The 19,205-nt window shown below is 71.8% G+C and carries 16 protein-coding genes; 5 read left to right on the plus strand and 11 right to left on the minus strand.

Annotation, left to right across the window (positions count from 1 at the left end; all coding sequences use genetic code 11):
• Positions 1-62: 62 nt before the first annotated feature.
• The gene (locus ACWDRR_RS23275; protein ID WP_449774110.1) at positions 63-1,886 is read right to left on the minus strand and encodes a penicillin-binding transpeptidase domain-containing protein; all 1,824 of its coding nucleotides are present in this window, start codon (positions 1,884-1,886) and stop codon (positions 63-65) included.
• A gap of 417 nt (positions 1,887-2,303) precedes the next feature.
• Between ACWDRR_RS23275 and ACWDRR_RS23280 the strand changes: the two genes are divergently transcribed.
• The 4 genes from ACWDRR_RS23280 to ACWDRR_RS23295 all read left to right on the plus strand — a co-directional run bounded on the left by ACWDRR_RS23280 (position 2,304) and on the right by ACWDRR_RS23295 (position 7,224).
• The gene (locus tag ACWDRR_RS23280; protein ID WP_449774111.1) at positions 2,304-2,906 is read left to right on the plus strand and encodes a helix-turn-helix transcriptional regulator; all 603 of its coding nucleotides are present in this window, start codon (positions 2,304-2,306) and stop codon (positions 2,904-2,906) included.
• Positions 2,903-4,666, plus strand: a complete 1,764-nt coding sequence (locus ACWDRR_RS23285) for a sulfatase (RefSeq protein ID WP_449774112.1) — start codon at positions 2,903-2,905, stop codon at positions 4,664-4,666. The genes ACWDRR_RS23280 and ACWDRR_RS23285 overlap by 4 nt, the downstream gene beginning before the upstream one ends.
• 105 nt (positions 4,667-4,771) lie before the next feature.
• A complete protein-coding gene (locus tag ACWDRR_RS23290; protein ID WP_449774113.1) occupies positions 4,772-6,583 on the plus strand; it encodes a zinc-ribbon domain-containing protein in 1,812 nt (603 codons plus the stop codon).
• Positions 6,584-6,744: 161 nt separating this feature from the next.
• Positions 6,745-7,224: a hypothetical protein gene (locus tag ACWDRR_RS23295; protein ID WP_449774114.1), complete on the plus strand. Its 480-nt coding sequence runs from the start codon at positions 6,745-6,747 to the stop codon at positions 7,222-7,224.
• A 283-nt stretch (positions 7,225-7,507) separates the two neighbouring features.
• On the opposite strand, the gene ACWDRR_RS23300 is transcribed toward ACWDRR_RS23295, so the two are convergent.
• The 10 genes from ACWDRR_RS23300 to ACWDRR_RS23345 form a co-directional block, all read right to left on the minus strand.
• Positions 7,508-8,377, minus strand: coding sequence for a hypothetical protein (locus tag ACWDRR_RS23300; protein WP_449774115.1), 870 nt, complete (start codon positions 8,375-8,377; stop codon positions 7,508-7,510).
• Between the two features lie 10 nt (positions 8,378-8,387).
• Positions 8,388-8,951: a papain-like cysteine protease family protein gene (locus ACWDRR_RS23305; protein WP_449774116.1), complete on the minus strand. Its 564-nt coding sequence runs from the start codon at positions 8,949-8,951 to the stop codon at positions 8,388-8,390.
• A gap of 343 nt (positions 8,952-9,294) precedes the next feature.
• Positions 9,295-10,761: an APC family permease gene (locus ACWDRR_RS23310; RefSeq protein WP_449774117.1), complete on the minus strand. Its 1,467-nt coding sequence runs from the start codon at positions 10,759-10,761 to the stop codon at positions 9,295-9,297.
• Positions 10,762-11,053: 292 nt separating this feature from the next.
• Positions 11,054-11,560, minus strand: a complete 507-nt coding sequence (locus ACWDRR_RS23315; protein ID WP_449774118.1) for an aegerolysin family protein — start codon at positions 11,558-11,560, stop codon at positions 11,054-11,056.
• 180 nt (positions 11,561-11,740) lie between these two features.
• Entirely contained in the window at positions 11,741-13,258 is a 1,518-nt protein-coding gene (locus ACWDRR_RS23320; protein WP_449774119.1) for an oxygenase MpaB family protein, read from the minus strand.
• The gene (uppS, locus tag ACWDRR_RS23325; RefSeq protein ID WP_449774183.1) at positions 13,255-13,944 is read right to left on the minus strand and encodes a polyprenyl diphosphate synthase; all 690 of its coding nucleotides are present in this window, start codon (positions 13,942-13,944) and stop codon (positions 13,255-13,257) included. The genes ACWDRR_RS23320 and uppS overlap by 4 nt, the downstream gene beginning before the upstream one ends.
• Positions 13,945-14,348: 404 nt before the next feature.
• Positions 14,349-15,581 (minus strand): serine hydrolase domain-containing protein, encoded by a 1,233-nt coding sequence (locus tag ACWDRR_RS23330; protein WP_449774120.1) that lies wholly within the window; start codon positions 15,579-15,581, stop codon positions 14,349-14,351.
• A 178-nt stretch (positions 15,582-15,759) separates the two neighbouring features.
• Complete coding sequence (locus ACWDRR_RS23335) at positions 15,760-16,149, minus strand: DUF1048 domain-containing protein (RefSeq protein ID WP_449774121.1); 390 nt, start codon at positions 16,147-16,149, stop codon at positions 15,760-15,762.
• Positions 16,150-16,151: 2 nt separating this feature from the next.
• Positions 16,152-16,481, minus strand: coding sequence for a PadR family transcriptional regulator (locus ACWDRR_RS23340; RefSeq protein ID WP_449774122.1), 330 nt, complete (start codon positions 16,479-16,481; stop codon positions 16,152-16,154).
• Positions 16,482-16,717: 236 nt separating this feature from the next.
• Positions 16,718-17,620, minus strand: coding sequence for an NADP-dependent oxidoreductase (locus tag ACWDRR_RS23345; RefSeq protein ID WP_449774123.1), 903 nt, complete (start codon positions 17,618-17,620; stop codon positions 16,718-16,720).
• Between the two features lie 257 nt (positions 17,621-17,877).
• Between ACWDRR_RS23345 and ACWDRR_RS23350 the strand changes: the two genes are divergently transcribed.
• Positions 17,878-19,173, plus strand: a complete 1,296-nt coding sequence (locus tag ACWDRR_RS23350; protein ID WP_449774124.1) for a hypothetical protein — start codon at positions 17,878-17,880, stop codon at positions 19,171-19,173.
• The last annotated feature ends 32 nt before the right edge of the window (positions 19,174-19,205 follow it).

A 19,205-nucleotide genomic window follows, 5' to 3' on the forward strand; every position in this document is an offset into this window, starting at 1 on the left:
GGTCATCCCCCGTTGAGCGCAGTGTCACCTGCGAGGCTCCGGTGCCGGCCCCACCGTCGGTGTCAGCCCTTGCCGCCGGCCTTGAGGACCTGGGCGGCGGCAACGCCGGCCGCGCTGTTGCCGTGACCGCCGCCCTCGACCTCGGCCGCCACCGCGAGGTCGTCGCGGAAGGCGATGAACCAGCTGTTGGTGCCCTTGCCCGGGCCGGCCTCGACGGTGCCGGTCTTGGCGCCGATCCGCCCGGAGAGCCCGGACATCGGGGCCCGTGCGGTGCCCTGGGTCGCGGTCTTCGCCATCATCGCCCGCAGGTCCCGGGCGACACCCTCGGGCAGCTTGCCGGGAGTCGTCACCCGCTTCGCGTCCGGCCGCAGGACGGGCTGACGGAACGTTCCGCTCTGGACGGTGGCCGCGACCGAGGCCATCAGCAGTGAGTTCACCTGGATCTGACCCTGGCCGATGAAGGTGGCGGCCGCCTCGTCCTTGCTCTTCGGTACCGGGATGGTGGCGTCCCTGCTCGGGATGCCGATGTGCCACTCCAGGCCGAGGCCGAACTGGTTGCGGGCGACCTCCGGCACCGTGCCAAGCTGCAGCTTCTCCAGACCCTTGTCGATGAAACCGGTGTTGCAGGAGTGCGTGAAGTCGTCGGTCAGGGTGTAGCCGGGGAAGTCACCGGGCTCGTCGTTGTGCCAGGGCTTCGGGGAGTTGGTGGTCTCCTTGCACGGCACCACGGTGTCCGGGGCCACCCCGGCCTGGAGCAGGGCGGCGGAGGTGATCACCTTCATCGTGGAGCCCGGCGGCTGCCCGCCGCCGACCGCGCGGTTGAAGCCGTCCGGGGAGGAGTAGGCGAGGGCGAGGATGTGGCCGGTGCTCGGTTGGACGGCGACCAGCGAGGCCGGCTTCCCGCCCGCGGCCTGCTGCTTCACCGCCTCCTCCGCGGCCTGCTGGAGGCGGGCGTCCAGGGTGAGCCTGATCTCCGGCGCGCTCGCCGGGGTGAGGACGAACAACTGCTCCGGTGCCTTCGTGCCGCCGTCGGAGATCACCACGGCCTGCCCGTCGGTGGAGGGCGCGCCCTCCACCGGTGTGATCTGGGGCAGCACGGTCCTGAGGGACGGGAACGCGTCGAGCGGCTTCCCGTTCCGGTCGACCGGCTTCACCACCGGATTGGGCAGGAGCTTGACGCCGATCGTCTCGCCCGGATCGAGATGGGGGTGGATCACGCGCGGCGACCAGCGCACGGCGACCCTCCCGTCGGCCGCCCGCACCACGTTCAGCGCGCTGTCGTACTCCCAGGTGTCGGCCGTGCCCTCGAACTCCGCCTTCGCCCGGAAGCCGACCGCGGGTTCACTCGGCGTGGTGGACGGCGCCGGCCCGGTCCCGGCCAGGGTCATCGAGCGCGGCTTGACCGCATCGCGGAACGCCGCCAGGGCGGTCCGCGCGATCTCCTGACGGTCGGTGAGTGCCGCTGCGGCCGCGAGGTCGCCGCGGCCCCACGCCGCCAGGAAGTCCTTCGCCACCGCCTCGGCCTCGGCGGCGGTCGGCGGCTGCGCCGGCGTGGCCGCGGCGGAGGACTCCGCGTGGTCGCCCTCCCCCGGGCCGTTGCCCGTCACGGCGTTCACCACGTTGTAGGCGCCGTACCCGCCGACTGCCAGCAGTCCGACGACGACGGTGGCCAGCGCCCCCTGCCAGACCCGACGCGTGCCCGATCGGCGCGGCGGCTCGTCGTACTCCGCATCGTCGCCGGAGTCTCCCGGCTCCTCGGCGTACCCGACGTACCCGACGTCCGGCTCGTACCCGACGTCCGGCTCGTACCCGACGTCCGGCTCGTACCCGGCGTGCGGCTCGTACCCGCCGGCGTTCGGGCCGGATTCCTCGTCGTGCCCTGACAATTCGCTTCCCCCCACAGGTCATTTGTCACAGGCCCGACTCCCCGCCATCCCGTTCCGCCGGCCCACCAGGGCTGCCGACAGGATCGCTCGGACCGCGACACAGCATAGGCGGGCCGATACCGGCGGCTGGGGGCAGGGCGGCACTCGTCCGCATGCGCAGGAGAGCGATACGGCCGCGCCCTCGACGCTGGCAAGGTCGCGCGACGGCACGCGGCGGCACGCGGCGGCCGTGGACAGGCAGACGTACGACAAACCTCCCGCCCGGACCGCGCAGGAGTCCGCCGGGTGGAGCGGAACCGTGAATCACCGTGAACTCCCGTGAACAGTCCAACAACTCGCCGTCCGGTGCGTTGACCGCCCTGACGGGCTGTCGATAGAACACTGAGCACATAAGTGATTCTGCACATAGGGGCCTCGATGCAGTTCGAGTATGTCCTGCTCGCCCTGCTGGCCGGCCGTCCGCTCAGCGGGTACGACCTGCGCAAGTGGGTCGAGACCGAGGGCCAGTTCCTTCGTTCACGGGCTCATCACAGCCAGATCTACCGCCTGCTGGGGCGGATGGTGGCCGACGGCTGGGTGGCGTTCGAGGTCGATCCCCGCGAGGGGCGTCCCGACGCGAAGGTGTACCGCCTCACGCCGGTCGGGCGGGAGGCCCTGTTGGACTGGGTCCGCTCCCCGTACGAGCCGCCCAGCCGGTTCCAGGACGCGGACTTCCTGTCGCGCTTCGCCTTCGCCGCGGTCCTGGACCGCGAGGCGGCGATCCGGCTGATCCGCACCGAGTTGGACTACCGGCGCGAGCAGATCGCCCGCAACCGGCCCCGCGACCGCACGGTCCGCTTCGAGGACCCGCTGCCCGAGCTGGACCAGGAGCTGGCGCGCGAGGTCTACGAGGAACTCCACCAGTACGGCGCCGGCGCGATGGACGCGTGGGTGGCCTGGCTGGAGCGCATGCTCCGGCGACTCGAGCAGTGGCAGCCGGGGCCGAAGGCGCCACCGGCCGGAGAGGAGAGCACCCGATGAAGGCGATCATGGTGATGTTCGACAGTCTCAACCGGCACCTGCTGCCGCCCTACGGAGGCGACTGGACGCACGCACCGAACTTCGCCCGGCTGGCCGAGCGGTCGGTCACGTTCGACACCGCCTACGCGGGGTCGATGCCGTGCATGCCGGCCCGCCGTGAGATCCACACCGGCCGGTACAACTTCCTGCACCGCAGCTGGGGCCCGCTGGAGCCGTTCGACGACTCCATGCCCGAACTGCTCAAGCAGCACGGGGTGTACACCCACCTGGTCAGCGACCACCCGCACTACTGGGAGGACGGCGGCGCCACCTACCACGGCCGGTACAACACCTGGGAGTTCTTCCGCGGCCAGGAGGGCGACCCGTGGAAGGGCCAGGTCGCCGACCCGGAGATTCCCGAGGACCTGAAGAAGCTGCGGTTCGACTCCTACCGGCAGGACTGGGTGAACCGCCCGCACATGGCGACCGAGGACAAGCACCCGCAGACGCTGACCTTCGACGCCGGACTGGAGTTCCTGCGCACCAACCGGGACGCGGACAACTGGTTCGTCCAGATCGAGACCTTCGACCCGCACGAGCCGTTCTTCTCCCACCAGCGGTTCAAGGACCTGTACCCGCACGACTACGACGGCCCGCACTTCGACTGGCCCGACTACAAGCGGGTGGTGGAGACCCCCGACCAGGTCGAGCACGCCCGCCTGGAGTACGCGGCCCTGCTGTCGATGTGCGACCACTCCCTCGGCCGGGTGCTGGACCTGATGGACGAGCAGAACCTGTGGGACGACACCCTGCTGATCGTCAACACCGATCACGGCCTGCTGCTCGGCGAGAAGGGCTGGTGGGGCAAGGTCGTCCAGCCCTGGTACAACGAGCTGGTCCACCTGCCACTGTTCGTCTGGGACCCCCGGGCCGGCAAGGCCGGGGAGCGCCGCCGGGCCCTGGCGCAGACGATCGACCTCGCACCGACGCTGCTGGAGTACTTCGGCGTCGAGCGCCCCGCGGACATGCAGGGCCACCCGCTGCCGGTGGCCGAGGACACCCCCGTGCGCGAGGCGGCCCTGTTCGGTGCCCACGGCGGCCACGTCAACGTCACCGACGGCCGGTACGTCTACATGCGCGCTCCTGCCACGTCGCAGAACGCGCCGCTGCTGGAGCACACACTGATGCCCACGCACATGCGCGGGCGGTTCTCCCCGGCCGAGCTGGCCGACCTTCAGCTGGCGGAGCCGTTCACCTTCACCAAGGGCGTGCGCACGCTGCGCATACCCGGCCGCACCTTCATCAACCCCTACCAGCACGGCACCCTGCTGTTCGACCTGGAGAGCGACCCCGAGCAGCGCACCCCGCTCACCGACAACGCGACAGAGCTGCGGATGGCGACCCTGCTGGTGGAGCTGATGCGCGCGAGCGACGCACCGCCGAGCCAGTACGAACGCCTCGGCCTGCCGGCCGAGGGGCCGGTCGAGGCGGAGCACCTGCTGGTCCGCACCCAGCGCGCGCAGGCCGACAAGGCGGCCCGACCGCTGCCCCGCCCGGAGGACTACCCCTCGGGACGCTTCTCGCTGCGGACCCCCGTGTTCGCCCTGATCTCCGACCCGGTCGCCGTGGAGGTGCTGCGCAGGCACCTGCCCGGCATCGTCGACTCGGAGTTCCTGCAGTTCCTCGGCCCGACGCCGCTGATCGACGTCGCCGCCCTGGCCGGCGGGCTCACCGACGTCTCCGCCCTGCACCGGGTGGCCGAGGAACTCGCCGAGCTCTGACCGGTCGGCGCAGCCCTCGCCCGACGCCCGGCCGGCCCGTTCCGGCGTCGTCGGCGAGGGCGGCCGCACCGACGGCCGGGACCGGAGACGTGGGAGAATCCGCAGGTGAGTCCCATACCGCCGCAGAAGACGATCCAGCTGTGCGCCGATCCCGGCTGCTCGCTACCGGCCGCCTTCCGTACGCGCTCGCGTGACGCCTGGTGCGACAGCCACATCACGGAGATCCTCCGGTCCGGCGGTCTGGAGCCGCTGGAGCCCTTCACGAAGCCGACGGCGTGGCGACTGACCCGGTGCCTGGCATGCGGCTGCGAGGCCCACTACCGGTTCGAGTACACGCTCGCCAACAACGCGGCGGGCGTGGCGACATGCCGGGCGTGCTACTGGCGGCAGTGGGCGCAGGAGGACCGCCTGCTCCGCGGCGCGTACGCGGACATGACTCCGGTCCCGGCGGCGCAGGCACAGGCGCACGCGGAGCAGAACGGCTACGACTACCTGGCACCGCTGACCGCGCCGTCCCTCGGCGAGGACCCCCACCACGTCCGCTGCCGGCACTGCGGGCGTCTGAGCGCCGACCGGCTCGGGGACATCGCGTTCGGCTGCCGGTGCCGGACCAACCCGAGTCGCGCCCGGCAGACGCCCAACGCCCCGGGTGAGAAGCAGCGGGCCCTGCTCAAGGACTCCGGGCTGCCCGTCCTCGACTGGTGGGACCACGAGGCCAACGACAGCGCGCAGTGGGAGACCGTCACCGTCACGGCCCGCCGGGAGCTGGCCTGGCGCTGCCCGGACTGCGCGCTGCAGTTCACCGCCCGCGTCAGTGACATGCTCCACAGCCGGCAGTGCCCCGGGTGCGAACCGGAGCGCCGCGCCGAGTGGGAGGCCGAGTACGAGCGTCTCCGGGAGACGCCGGTCGCCGACATACCCGAGCTCCTCGAAGCCTGGGCCGACGACCAGGACCCCCGTACCGTGTTCGTCGCCGACCACGGTCCGCTGCGCCGCTTCCGCTGTCCGCAGGGGCACCACCCCCGGGTGTCGCCGCACACCTACCTGCGCTCGGGCTGTCCCTCCTGCCGGGGCCGGGAGACGCTCTCCGCCGACCTGGAGGTCGCCGGCCCCGCTCCCGCTCCCTTCAGGATCGGTCCGGAGCTCGCCTCCCAGTGGCACCCGACCCGCAACGGCCGCGTCAGGCTGGCCAAGATCTCTCCCCGGTCCCGCAGGGCGGTGTGGTGGCAGGACCCCGACTGCGGCCACGAGTGGCAGGACACCCCGGAGCAACGGGACAAGGGGCAGCGCCTGCGCTGCCCCGAATGCCGCACGATCCTCGACTCGCTCGGCTTCCACTTCCCCGACCTCGCCGCCGAGTGGTCGGCCGCGAACCCCGTCTCCGCCTGGCAGGTGCGTCCGACCGCCCAGACGTCGTTCGTTCCGGCCTGGGTCTGCTCCGCCAACCCCGAGCACGTCTGGCAGGCGCCCCTGCCCTCCCGCGCCAACGGCAGCGGATGCCCCGAGTGCAGGGAGCACGGCAAGTCGCAGGTGGAGCTGAACCATCATCGGTCCGCTGAACGCGCCTTCGGCAAGGCCTCGTCCGGCCAGGCAGTACGCCACGACGCCTTCGTCCGGCGCGGCGTCTGGTCCGTCGACATCACCGTCGACCTCCCCGACGGCCGGAAGCTCGCCGTCGAGTACGACGGCTCCTACTGGCACGTGGACAAGGCCGACATCGATGTGGAGAAGTCCCGGGACCTCCTCGCGGCCGGGTACCTCGTCGCCCGGCTTCGCGAGCACCCGCTGCCGCCGCTGCCCATCGACGATCCCGGCTACGCCGAGTTCACCGTCCACTCCACTGCCCCGGACCCGGACGGCGTGATCGAGCGGGTGAGGCAGTGGACGGCCGGCCACCGATCACACGGCCTGCGGTAACGGCGGCGGGCGCCGCCGAGGTTGGCTGGCCGCCGCACACTGTCGGCACGGTGGGGTCGGCGGTCGGCGGGTGCGCCTTCCTGACTGGTTCGCCCACGAGTGATTGACTTTGCAAAGTCACGTGCTCACCCGGTGTGAGATCCCTCGTCGAGGAGGCCTGCATGTCCTACCGTTCGAAGCTGCGCGGTGTCGTGGTCGGAGCCTGTACCGCGGCACTGGTGGCCGGCTCGGGCCTGTTGGCCCTGCCGGTCCAGGCCGACAGCCGGGCGGCGTCCGCCGCTGCACTCCGGGCACCGCAGGCATCGCGAGCCGAGGTGCAGGTGAACGCCTTCTTCTCCCAGTACCGGAGCGCGGTCCTGGGGCAGAATCCGAACCAGAACCCCCGTGAGGTCCGGCAGGAGTTCCTCACCCCGGAGCTCGACACCGCGCTCGACACGTGGGCGGCCGACAACCAGGCGGACCCGGTGTTCCGCGCCCAGAACGTCCCCGCCAACTGGTCGGTGGCGTACGGGGGCAGTGGCGCCGGCCATTCCACGGTGATCCTCACGGAGTACTGGCGTGATGGCAGCACCACGACCGTCTGGTACCAGGTCCGGCTCTCCGACCTGAGGATCAACGACCTGAAGAACGCGCCGGCCTGATCGCCGATCGCCCACCGCGCCCTCTGCTCGCATCCGTGTGCCCGCCCGTGTCCCCGCGGTCGGGCACACGGTCGTTTCGGCCGTGCACCGGGCGCTCGATGCCCGGCTCGCCGGCGGACTGAACGACCGCCCGCCGGGCGTACCGCACCGACGACCATGGACACCTGACGGTCCCCCGCCCGCTCCCGGGGAGCCGATCGGCCCGGAACCGGCCGAGGGCGCGGCTTAGCCCCGACCCCGGCCCAGGGCCGGAGGCGAGGCGAAGGGGGCGAAGGGGCCGGGTTCAGCCGTTGGTGTTGCGCCGGCGACGGAGGGCGATGGCGCCGCCCGCGAGCGCCACGGCCGCGCTCGAACCGCCGACGAGCGCGGGTGTCGAGGAGGAGGCGTCCTCGGTGTTCTTCACGATGCCGTAGCCGCTGGACATCCCCGCGGTGTCGTACTCCGAGCCGGGCAGCTTGTCGGCGTAACGGGCCTTGACCAGCTTCTGGTAGTCACTCAGCGAGACCGCCGACTGGCCGTCCAGACCCTGCCGCGCCTGGTCGTTGAGCGGTTCGACCGTGGTGAGCTTCAGCTGGTACCAGCCGCGGATCTGCGGTTCGGCGAACACCAGGGTCCCCGCCGTGGCCCTGCCCGCGAACGTGGCGTCGCTGTCGCCCTCGCGCACCGCCGCCAGGTGCCAGCCGCCCCCCTGAGTGGGGGCGAGCATGACGGTGGCGTTCCGTCCGTTGACCGGAGCGTTCAGCGCGGAGACCAGATAGCTCAGTTTGACGGCCTCGGTGGGGATCGGCAGGGACGTCCCCGCGACGAAACCGGGGGTGATCTCGTTCAGGGCCAGCGGGTCGTTGACGGTGAACGCCGGCATGCCCTCGCACGGGTCGGCCTTGTCGGGGATCGGCTGTGGTGTCCCGACCCCGTCGCCCTGGGGCACCGGAACGCTGAGGAAGCGGCAGACGGTGTTGTGGACGTCGGCCGACCTCACCAGGTCGAGGGCGGCCCGGTAGTCCGGGATGTCCGCCGGGAGCGGGTCCATGGGTGCGGCCGCACGGGCGGGCCCGGCGACGGACAGGAGCGCGGTTGCGCTCAGTCCCAGGACGGTGGTCACGAGGGAGCGGCGGGAGGCCGACCGCTTGCTGGACGTTCTTGCTTCGTGCATGCCGACTGCCTTAACGGGAGATGCCGATCCGGGAGTGAGTCCACTTGAACGAGCTGTTGCTGACGTAGTCGTTGTAGTTCCACCACGTGTAGGTGGCGGTGTCCGGCCACGGGTCGGCGACGCCGATGGTGTTGTTCGACGTGTCGAAGCCGTAGACGACGTTCATGTGGCCACCGCCGGACGTCCATCCGATGCGGGCGGCGACCGGCCGGGCCGCCTTGACGTCGGTGTAGACCTGGTTGAACGTGGCCGCGCTGCTCAGGCCCGAGCCGGAGTTGGCCATGCCGAGGCTGCGCCAGCCCTTGGCCATGTCGTCGAGGGTGGCGGGCTGGTTGTTGCAGCCGTAATAGGGCTGGGCCCGGTCGCAGAAGTCCGTCTGCGTGCTGCCGTAGCCCTGGAACTTGGCGATCGTCAGCCCGGAGGCGACCCAGCACCACTGGGACTTCTCCTGCTTGTACATGCCGATGTTGTCCTGCCCCGCCTCGGCGTGGGCCGGGCTCCCTGCGGCGGCGAGCAACCCCGAAGCCGTCAGCGTGAGGGCCGCCGCCGTGGCCGCGAACGTGGATCTGCCCATCTTCCTGCCTTCCCGCGAAAGTGCGATGCGTGCCGGGGGATCTGGCAGAGTTATGACAGCACGGATCGATGCCGGCACATATAGTTGGTACAGAAACTGTACCCGCAAGGGCGAATCCTCATATATACCCAAGGGCCCGACGGCGCCGTCGACTTGTCGGCAGCGAAAAGAAGCTCGAAGACCTGGACGGCTCGACCCGGGGCGCTTGCAGGCCGAATTCCCGCCGGACGCGGGAAACGGTTCGGCCAAGGACTTCCAGGTGATGAACACGAGCATTTCGTCGTGGAGTTGATTCCGGCAGCCGGCCCCGGACCTTCCGTGTCAGTGCCCCGTCAGTGCCCCGTCAGTGCCGGAAGGCGTTCTCGTCGCCCGGCTCGACCGCCAGCACCTCGCGGTCGAAGGCCAGCATGCCGAGGAAGAACAGCCCGCCGACGACGAGCAGGCCGATCACGATCACGACGGGGGTGAGCGCCTCCGAGGGCGTCACCAGCACGAACAGTGCAGCGATCGTCCAGACCAGTGCGCAGATCGCGACCGGCAGCTCCAGGCGTCCGAGGTCGAACGCGCCCTCCTTCCGGCTCAGTCCCCTACGGACGGCCAGGTAGAGGACGACCGTCGAGCCGTAGGTGAGCGCCGGAAGGATCGTCGAGGCCGTCACCAGCTTCAGCAGAGCGGCCCCCGGCAGTGCGACCATCAGGACGACCCCCAGCGCGAAGATCAGGACCGTCGCCGGGATCGGGGTCCTGGTACGGGGGTTGACGCGCCGCATCAAGCGGTACGCGGGGAACCGGGAGTCGCGTGACATCGCGTAGACCAGCCGCGAGCACGCGACCATCACCACGATCCCCGCCCCGAAGAAGGCGATGGTGATCGCGACCAGCAGCGACTTCTCCGCGGTCGAGCCGAGACGTTCCCGCATGATCGCCGCGACCGGCGAGCCGTCGGCGCTGATCCGGGGGATGTCCTCGATCGCGACGGTGAGGGTGATCAGGAACAGCATGCCCAGGACTCCCGCCGCCACCACCGACCCCACGATCGCGCGCGGGACGGTGCGGTAGGGGTCCTTGGCCTCCTCCGCCAGGTTCGCCGCGGAGTCGAAGCCGACCAGGGTGGCGAGTCCCATGATCATGGCGAGCATCAGCCCGCCACCGACGGCGAAGTAGTCGGGGGCGTCCGCGGCGATGCCGCGCGAGGTGAGGTTGCCGGGCGAGCCGTCACCCGCGACCACCACGGCGACGACGAGCGCGATCGCCACCACCACGACGAGCGCCAGTTCAAGCCCCACGGCGACCGAGTTGAGCAGGCTGACGAGGCGCGTCGAGGCGATCGCGAGCACGGCCTGGACGAGCAGCACCACCAGCGTGATCAGGCGTGCGATCTGCTCGTTCTCGTCGATGCCGGCGAGCGGCATGAACGCCTGGCTCGCCAGCGCGTTGTCGATCGCCACCACGCCGATCGCCAGATAGCAGAAGGTCAGCCAGCCGAACCACCAGCCGACCCTCGGGTTGCCCAGCCGGGAGGCCCACTGGTACGAGGAGCCGCTGAGCGGGATGCGGGCCGCGAACTGCGCGACCACCAGCGCCACCAGGGTCTGCCCCACCGCCGCGATCACCCAGAGCCAGATCCCGACCGGGCCGGCCGTCACCAGCACCTCGTCGAAGGTCGCGAAGATCCCGACCGCCACCGAGATGAACGCGAACGAGATCGCGAAGACCTGGAACGGGCCGAGCGTGCGCTTCAGCTCCTGGTGGTACCCCCCGAGTTCAACGGCCCCTTCGCCGTCCTGCGCGTCAGTCGACGTCTCCGCCACCTCGGCCACCTCTCCGTACCCTGGCGCCTCCGCCTCCGCGGTCGGCGGCAGGGCCCGGCCAGTATCCCTATTGGGGCACCTGGGCACGGTTCGCCATGGGCGATTCACGCGATCACACCCCGGACGGACGCCGCCGTTCGAGAGGCCGCCGTTCGGGAGGCCGCCGGGCCGGCGTACGGCGCGGTGGCGACGTCCGGCCCGGCAGCTCGGCTCACGGTTCGGGCCGGGGCGGAGGGCGCGCGCCCGGCCGGCGGAGGGCCCCATTCCGGGTACCGCCACCGGCCGGGGCGGCTCAGTTCTGGGTGATGGTGAAGCTGACCTGGGCGTGCTCCCCGGAGCCTCCGCCGCGCTCGCAGGAGTAGTCGCCGAGCTGCACCGTGCAGGAGTAGGAGTTGGCGCCGACGAGGGGATTGTTCCAGGTCATGTGCACCCTCCCGTCCCGGCCGATCATGTAGTCGGCCCAACCCGATGTGCCCTTCAGGGGACCGCACGACTCGCTCGCGAACATCACCGAGCCCCCGTTCGCGCGCACGATGGCCTGCGGTGCCTGGTTCTCCATCCAGCACTCACCGGAGCTCTCGAGCAGGGTCAGCGGCTTGCTGGTCCTGTTGTACACCCCCACCCAGGTGCTGCGCTGCGCAGTGGGGCGTGCCGCAGCGGGGGCGGGTGCCGACGCCGCCACGGGAGCGGCGATCGTCACGGCGTCGGGGGGGGCGGTCTCGGCCTGGGCGGGAGCGGCGGTCAGCGCGAGCGCCGCGAGAGCGGCCGCGCCGGCAGCGAAGGTACGGATCTTCAGCATGAGGTGTTCCTGGCTGGGTGGGAGGTGGCCCGAACGCGGGCCTGCCTGCGTCACCCTTCGACATGTCCTGACATGTCGTCAACGACTCCGGGGCAGCGAGGTGCGAATGCGGACGAACACTGCCCGAAAGGACATCGTCGGCCCGCACTTCACGCCTCACCACCCCGGACACCCCGCAGGTCACGCCTGGGCGAGCAGCGGGTCGTAGGCCGTGGAGCGCTGACGGCCCGCCATGAAGGCGAGGAAATCCTTGACGAACGCGGCCCGGGTGTACGTCCCGTCGGAGTCGAGCAGTTCCCGCCGGAAGCCGGTGCGGAACAGGGCACGGTACTCGTCCGCGTCGATGGTCTGGTTGCCGTCGGCGTCGGTCGCGTCGAACAGCACCTCGGCGACCCGGATCAGGGCCGGGCCGGCGAGGGAGGGGACCGCCTCCGCGTACTCCTGGCGGCTGATCCGGCCGTCGCCGTCCGTGTCGAGCACCGACTGGAGCTCCCGCCACCAGGCGGCGTAGGCGTCGTAGAGCCTGGTCTCCGCCGGCTCGTCCAGGTCGAGCCGCCCGGACAGCTCCCGTGCCATGGCCGCGAGGTCGGGCCAGTCCAGGTAGCCGTTCCCGGTCTGGTCCAGCACGGCGTCGAAGAACTCCTCGGCACCGCGCCGTCCCGCGCCGCCCCGCGCGTTCCGCCCGGACGACCCGCCGGTGCCGGGGCTGTCGGGCTCGTCCGGCAGCGGAGTGACCAGCCGCAGTAAGGCGCCGAACCGCTTCACCCCGTCGCCCACGGCGGCCAGTGCCCTGGCCCTGGGATCGTCGCTGTCGGGCGACAGGGAGAGCAGGTCGATGAGGTTCTCGGCGGTGATCCAGCCGTCCGGCAGCAACCGCGCCGCGCCCAGGGCCAGGTAGGCGCCCTGGCTCAGCGCCTGGGCGCCGGGGATCTCGGTCAGCCCGGCCCGCCTGCGGAACGCCTCCGGGAGGGAGGCGACCGTGACCACGCCGATCGCCGGTCCGGCCAGGGCGCGCCCGGCCGCCCACACCGTGGGCAGGCCCTCCAGCAGGGGCGGCGCCGGAAGGTGGTCGAAGAGGTGGTACAGGATGGTGCGCAGCGCCTCGGTGTTCTCCAGCTCCTCCTCGACCACCCGGTCGTAGTACGGCCAGAAGTCCTTCAGGGACTCGGGGAGTTGACCGGAGGAGTCGCCCATCACCGTCAGGAAGGCCCGGAACTGCGCGTACAGCTCCTCCATCGCGGGCTGGTCGAGCGGCCGCCCGCTCCAGCGGAACATGGTGACGGCGCTCTCGAACATGGTGGCGACCACCCACGCGCGGGCTGCCGGGTCCATCGCGTCGTAGGGCCGGTTCGCGGCGTCGGTGCCGTTCAGTCGGCCGTGCATCCGGTTGAGCCGGGCCGCCTCCCGCTCCCGCGCCGGTTCGTCCGTACCGGTCATGCGCTGCAGGCTGCGCAGGGTGTTGTTCAGCCGCCGCCAGGGGTGCGTCACGAAGGTGGAGCTGTCGACCAGGGCCGCGCCGATCTGCGGGTGGGCGGCCTCCAGGACCGTCGCCCGGATCATGGCCACGGCCCAGCACGGGTCGTCGAAGAGCCGGTGGAACCGCGTCCCCGGGCCGAACAGCGGTCCCGGCCGCGCGGCGGACTCGGTGTGCGGGGCGCTCTGGGCGCTGCCCTGGTCGGTGCCGGTCGTCAGGGTCACGATCCGGGTTCTCCCTTCGTGTCGGCCGCCACGCCGCCGAACCGGCGCTGGCGTCGCTGATAGGTGGTCAGGCACTCCAGGAAGTGCGTGGCGCGGAAGTCGGGCCACAGCACCGACGGGAAGACCCACTCGGCATAGGCGACCTGCCAGAGCATGAAGTTCGAGATGCGCTGCTCCCCGGAGGTCCGGATGACCAGGTCCACGTCCGGGGTGTCGGGGAAGGGCAGATGGGCCGCGAAGCTCTCCTCGTCCACGGCCTCGGGCGCCGCGCCGCTGCGGATCAGGGAGCGCGCGGCCTCGACGATGTCCCGGCGGCCGCCGTGGTCGAACGCCACGGTCAGCGTCATGCCCCGGTTGCGGCTGGTGAGCGTCGTCAGGTCCGCGAAGTCACGGGCCAGAGCGGCCGGGATCCGCGCATCCGCACCCCCGAGGAAGCGGCAGCGGATGCCGCGTGCGTGCAGCAGCGGCGCGTGCTTGCGCACGACCCGGCGCACCAGGCGCAGGAGGTAGTCGACCTCGTCGTCGGGGCGGCGCCAGTTCTCGGTGGAGAACGCGTACAGGCTGAGCCACCGGACGCCGGCCGACCGGGCCGCCTCGATGACGTCGATCACCGTCGCCTCGGCCGCCCGGTGACCGGAGGTGCGGGGCAGGTCGCGGCTCGCCGCCCAGCGGCCGTTCCCGTCCATCACGCACGCGACATGGCGCGGCACCGCGTCCGACCGCTCCCGTGCCCCGGCCGGCCGGGGCACGACCACCCCCACGGGCGGGGCGAGACCCCCCAAGACCTGCTCCACCGCCAACGCCACCCCTCCGCTCGCCACCGGCCCCGCGACCCCCGCGAACCCGTCAGCAGCGTGCCGGTGCCCGGCCCGGCGTGTCCGGCGTTCCGGGGATCTTCACCCGATCCGGTCATGCCGGACCGTTCCGCCACCGCGGCAGGCCGGTTGCTGCACCTGTGGCGGCCCGGTTCCCGGACGGGGCTGCGGTCTCACTGCCGACGGGCGGCAGCGCCGAGGCCAAGGGCCGGGGGCCGGGGCCTGGTCGAGGTCGTCCGCCGGACCGACCGCGACCAGGCGGGCAGGCCGGCCGGTCAGTCGTCGAGCGCCTGGTAGAGGGTGGCCCAGAAGTCGTGGATGGCCCGCATCGAATCCGGAGTGGACATCCCGGTCTGGGTGAGCAGGATGCCGACGAGCCCGTGCTCCGGGTCGGCGTAGGTCGAGGTGCCGGCTCCGCCGTCCCAGCCGAACTGGCCGATGGGCGCGAAGTCACCGCGGTAGGTGCGCACCGTCATCCCGAAGCCCCAGCCGCCGGTCTGCCCCTGGCCGTGTGACAGATGGACGACGCTGCGCGCCCAGGCCTGAAGGGCGGTGGTCTGCTCGGGCGTCAGACGGTTGGTGGTCATCAGCTCGACGGCCGGCCGGGACAGGATCCGCTCGGTGCCGTGCATCCCGTGGTTGAGCAGCATCCGGAAGTAGGCGTGGTAGTCGTCGACGGTCGAGTCGAGTCCGCCGCCACCCGACTGGAATGCCGGAGGCCGGCTGTGGTGCCCTCCTTCGACCTCGTCCGCCACGGTGAACTCCCCGGTCCGCGGATCGGGGGCGTACAGGGGAGGCAGCCGGTCGATCTTGTCGGCGGGCACGTGGAAGCCGGTGTCCTTCATGCCCAACGGCTCGAAGACGCGCTCACGCAGGAACGCCTCGAACGACTGGCCGGTGACCCTGGCGACGAGCACGCCGAGCACGTCGTCGCCGACGTTGTACAGCCACCGCTCCCCCGGCTGGTACATCAGCGGGAGCGTGCCCAGGCGGCGCATCCACTCGTCCGGATCCGGTGCCGGCAGCATCCATTCCCGGCCGTAGACCCCCTGCTCGAAGAACGCGCTCATCATCGGGGAGCCCATGGCCGTCGTGTCCAGTCCGAGCCCGAACGTGGCGGTCAGCAGGTCCCGTACGGTGATCGGACGCCGGGCCGGCACGGTGTCGTCGAGCGGTCCGTCGGCCCGCTTGAGGACCCGGCGGTCGGCGAGCTCGGGCAGCCACCGGTCGACCGGGTCGTCCAGCCGCAGCCGGCACTCGTCCAGGAGGACCATCGTCGCCGCCACGGCGACCGGCTTGGTCGTGGAGGCCATCCGGAAGATGGTGTCGCGGCGCATCGGTGCGCCACCGTCGTGGCGCATCGTCCCGATCGCCTCGACGTGCGTCTCGTCACCCCGGCCGACCAGGGCGACGAGCCCGGGAATCCTCCGGGACTCCACGTGCCCTGCCAGGACCTCGCGCAGTCGGCGCAGCCCTGCCTCGGAGAAGCCGCCAGTGCGTTGACCCATCATGAATCTCCTTGCCTGCCGTGTTCGATCCACAGAGTGTTCGATCGTGCGAGCCCCGCCCCGGCGTGGCATTCATGGTCTCTGCGCCTTGGCGCGGGCGCGCCCGGCCCGGTTCTCGCAGCTCCGAGGGCGCCGACGACCGCGCTCGGGCCCGGGCAGGACGTGCTGTGCCGCGTTGTCAGACGGCCTTGTCCTGCGTTCCGGTGCGCTCACCGGCCGCGCCCGCGACGGCGTCGGTCAGCCGCTTCCGCTCGCGCGCGGGGACGTAGCCACCCTCCGAGTAGTTCTGGACGAACGCCTCGACGAACTCCACCGGCTCCTCCCCGACGATCTCGCGGATCGGCGTTCCGTTCGCCGCGGCCTGTTCGAACAGGTCGGCGAGGTCCTCGAACATCGCCGCGTTGCTCTCGCCGTCGGTCGGCACGAAGTGCATCAGGTACCGCTCGATCGCTTCGACCGCCGTGCGGTAGTCCTCGGGAAGCCGGCGCGAGCGCGCCTTGTAGGCCCACCAGCGCTTCTTGGGCCCGATCACCTTCGCGAGGAAACCGCTCTTCTCGACATCGGACATGGTCACGTGCCCCCTTCGCGGAGCTGTTCCAGTCGTTCCGCGAGGAAGCTCCACGTCCTCCAGAACTCTTCGAGGTACTCCCGTCCCTGAGCGTTGAGGGAGTGCACCTTGCGTGGCGGCCCCTTCTCGGAGGGGACCTTCTTCACGTCGACGAGACCGCGCTGCTCGATCCTGATGAGCAGCGCGTAGATGGTCCCTTCGGCGATGTCCGAGAAGCCCTGCTCCCGCAGCCGCGCCGTGATCTCGTAGCCGTAGGCGGGCCGGTCGGACAGGGACGCGAGGATGATGCCCTCCAATGTGCCCTTGAGCATCTCCGTCAGCAGCTTGGCCATGGGACACCTCCTCCCCGAGCTATTCAGCGTTGATGAGTACCGGTACACCGTAACGCTGACTACTGGTACTTAGCAAGACGGAATAGTGGGGACGCGAGGCAGTAAGCCGGCGCTGCGAGCGCGAAGTTCGGCGGCACGGCCGGTGGGGCGCGAGCAGGCCGCACCGATGGTGGAGATCGGCGGGCACCCGTGGAGCGCGGTGACCCGGGCGCGGCGGGAGCCCTGGCCGACCGGGGTCAGCCGACCAGCAGGACGAGCTTCCCTCGCACGTGACCGTCCTCGCCGGCGCGGTGCGCCTCGGCGATCTCGGCGAGCGGGAAGGCCCGGGCGACCGGGAGCGAGAAGCGCCCCGCCTCGATCAGCTCGCCGATCCCGGCGATCGCGTGGACCGCACGGCCGGCGTCCCCGCGGCTGAACCTCACCCCGTGCTCCTGCGCACCGGCGAAGTCCGCGATCGTCACGACGTGCTCCGGTCCGCCCGCGAGCTCGATGAGCTCGGGCAGCGCACCGCTCCCCGCGACGTCCAGCGCCAGGTCGACGCCGTCGGGCGCGAGCGCCCGAACCCGCCCCACGAGGCCCGCGCCGTAAGCGACGGGGGCGGCGCCCAGCGAACGCAGGTACGCGTGATTGGCCGCACTGGCGGTACCGATCACCCGTGCGCCGCGCGCCACGGCGAGCTGAACCGCGGCGCTGCCGACGCTCCCGGAGGCGCCGTTGACGAGCAGGTGGCTGCCGGCCCCGACGCCGAGCGCGTCCAGGGAACGCGTGGCCGTCTCGATGGCGGCCGGCAGCGCGGCCGCACCGGCGAAGTCCAGCGACGGCGGGATCGGCGCGTAGGAGGACAGCACCGCCGACTCGGCCTGGGCCGCCCCCTCGGCGGAGAAGCCGAACACACGGTCGCCGACGGCCACGTCCGCCACGCCTTCGCCGAGCTCGTCCACGACGCCCGCCGCCTCGTAGCCCATCGTCTGCGGGAGCTCCTCGTCCATCAGGCCCCTGCGCTTCTTCCAGTCGCTCGGGTTGACGCCGGCCGCGCGCACCGCGATCCGGACCTGACCGGGGCCCGGGTGCGGATCGGGCAGGTCCACGATCTCCAGGACCTCCGGGCCGCCGAACCGACTGAACCGGGCCGCCTTCATCAGTCGCTCCACTCTCGATACCGGGATTCCGCGCCCGTCGCCGCGCTCGAAGAGCACACCGTGCGCTGCGGACACCGTACGTCAGGTCGTGGCGCCGGCCGTGACGCATTACCCCAGCGTCCGACGGCGAGGGGGAAGTGACCAAGCATCATGTGATAAGCCGTTCTTTCGGTACATCACCCGAAATGGCCCCGGCTCCCCTCGCCGTACCAGATCCTGGACTGACAATCGGGACACCCACCCTCGGGGGATGTCGAATGTCGTTCGAGATCGCCGCACGGCCCCTGTCCGCCGACGTCCCGGGCGCGTGGCAGGACGTCGCCTTCCGGGCCCTGCTCACCGTCATCGTCCTGCTCGCCGCGCGGGAGCCCCTGCGCGGGCTGAGCGCCGGGGCGAGCCGGCGGCCCGGCACGCTCGGCGCGAGGCTGGGCGACCGTCTCGTCCGTCCCGGGGTCCGCACCGCACTCGCGGCCGTCCTGGTGCTCGCCGGACTCGCCTTCACGGCCGGTGTCCTCCCGGTGGCGGCGGCCGTGGTCATGGCCGCGGTGTTCGTCCCGGTCACCACCGTTCACCTGTCGCAGGAGTTCGCCGGCTACGTCACCGAGGACGACGACGGGACCCGCCACTTCAAGGTCCACCACCACCTCCACCTGACGGGACTGGTCCTGCTCGCCGTGGCGGGCGCGGGGCTCGCCGCCGCTCCGGGCGGCGACCCGCAGCGGGTCACCGGGTGGATGGCCCAGGGCCTGTGGGGGGCGGTGGCGGCCCACTACTTCGTCTCGGCCGTCTCCAAGGTCCGCAAACGCGGACTGCGCTGGCCGGACCGGCGGCTCTTCCCCTTCTACCTCACCCTGTTCGCCCGCTACCGGGCGGGCGACGGCGAGACCGTCCGGCAGTCCGGTCCGGTCCGGCTCCTGGTGCGGCGGCCGGGCCTCGGGGTGCCGGTCCTGTGGGCCGCGCTCCTGCTGGAGTTCGCCGCCCCCCTCCTGCTGCTCGGGCCGTGGGAGCGAACGGCCGTCGGCCTGTCGCTGGTGCTGTTCCACCTGGCCTCACGGTGGCTGCTCGCGGTCGACTTCCGGGAGAACGCGATGTTGGCGGGCCTGGCGGCATTGCCGCTCCCCGCCGACACCGGCCCGTGGACCGGCCTGGACCCCCGGCCGACGGGCCTGGTCGTGTTCGCGGTGTGCGCGGCGCTGTCGTTCGCCCTGGACGACCGGGTCTACCCCTTCTCCAACCTCCCGATGTTCGCGGACGCCTACCGCCCCTCCCCCGTGGTCACCCTCCGCTCCGCGGACGGTGCCGACGTCCTGCCCACCCCGGCGGCGGCGGGCTGCTCCACCGCCGGGCTGTCGCGCGAGTACGCCGCCGCCGACGCACCGGGCGGCGATCCGGCCGCCTTCCCCGACCTGGTCCGCGAGCGGGCGGCCACCAGCGGGGCGGCCCTGCCCGCGGACACCGCGCTGTGGGTCGAGACCGTCGACGTCGACCTCACCGGCGAGGTCCGCACGACACACCGCCGGCTGCGGCTCCTCACCCCGGCCGAGCGGGACTGAGCAGCCCGGCGGCCGGGCGGGCCGATCCGGTG

The sequence above is a fragment of the Kitasatospora sp. NPDC003701 genome, from assembly GCF_053587085.1.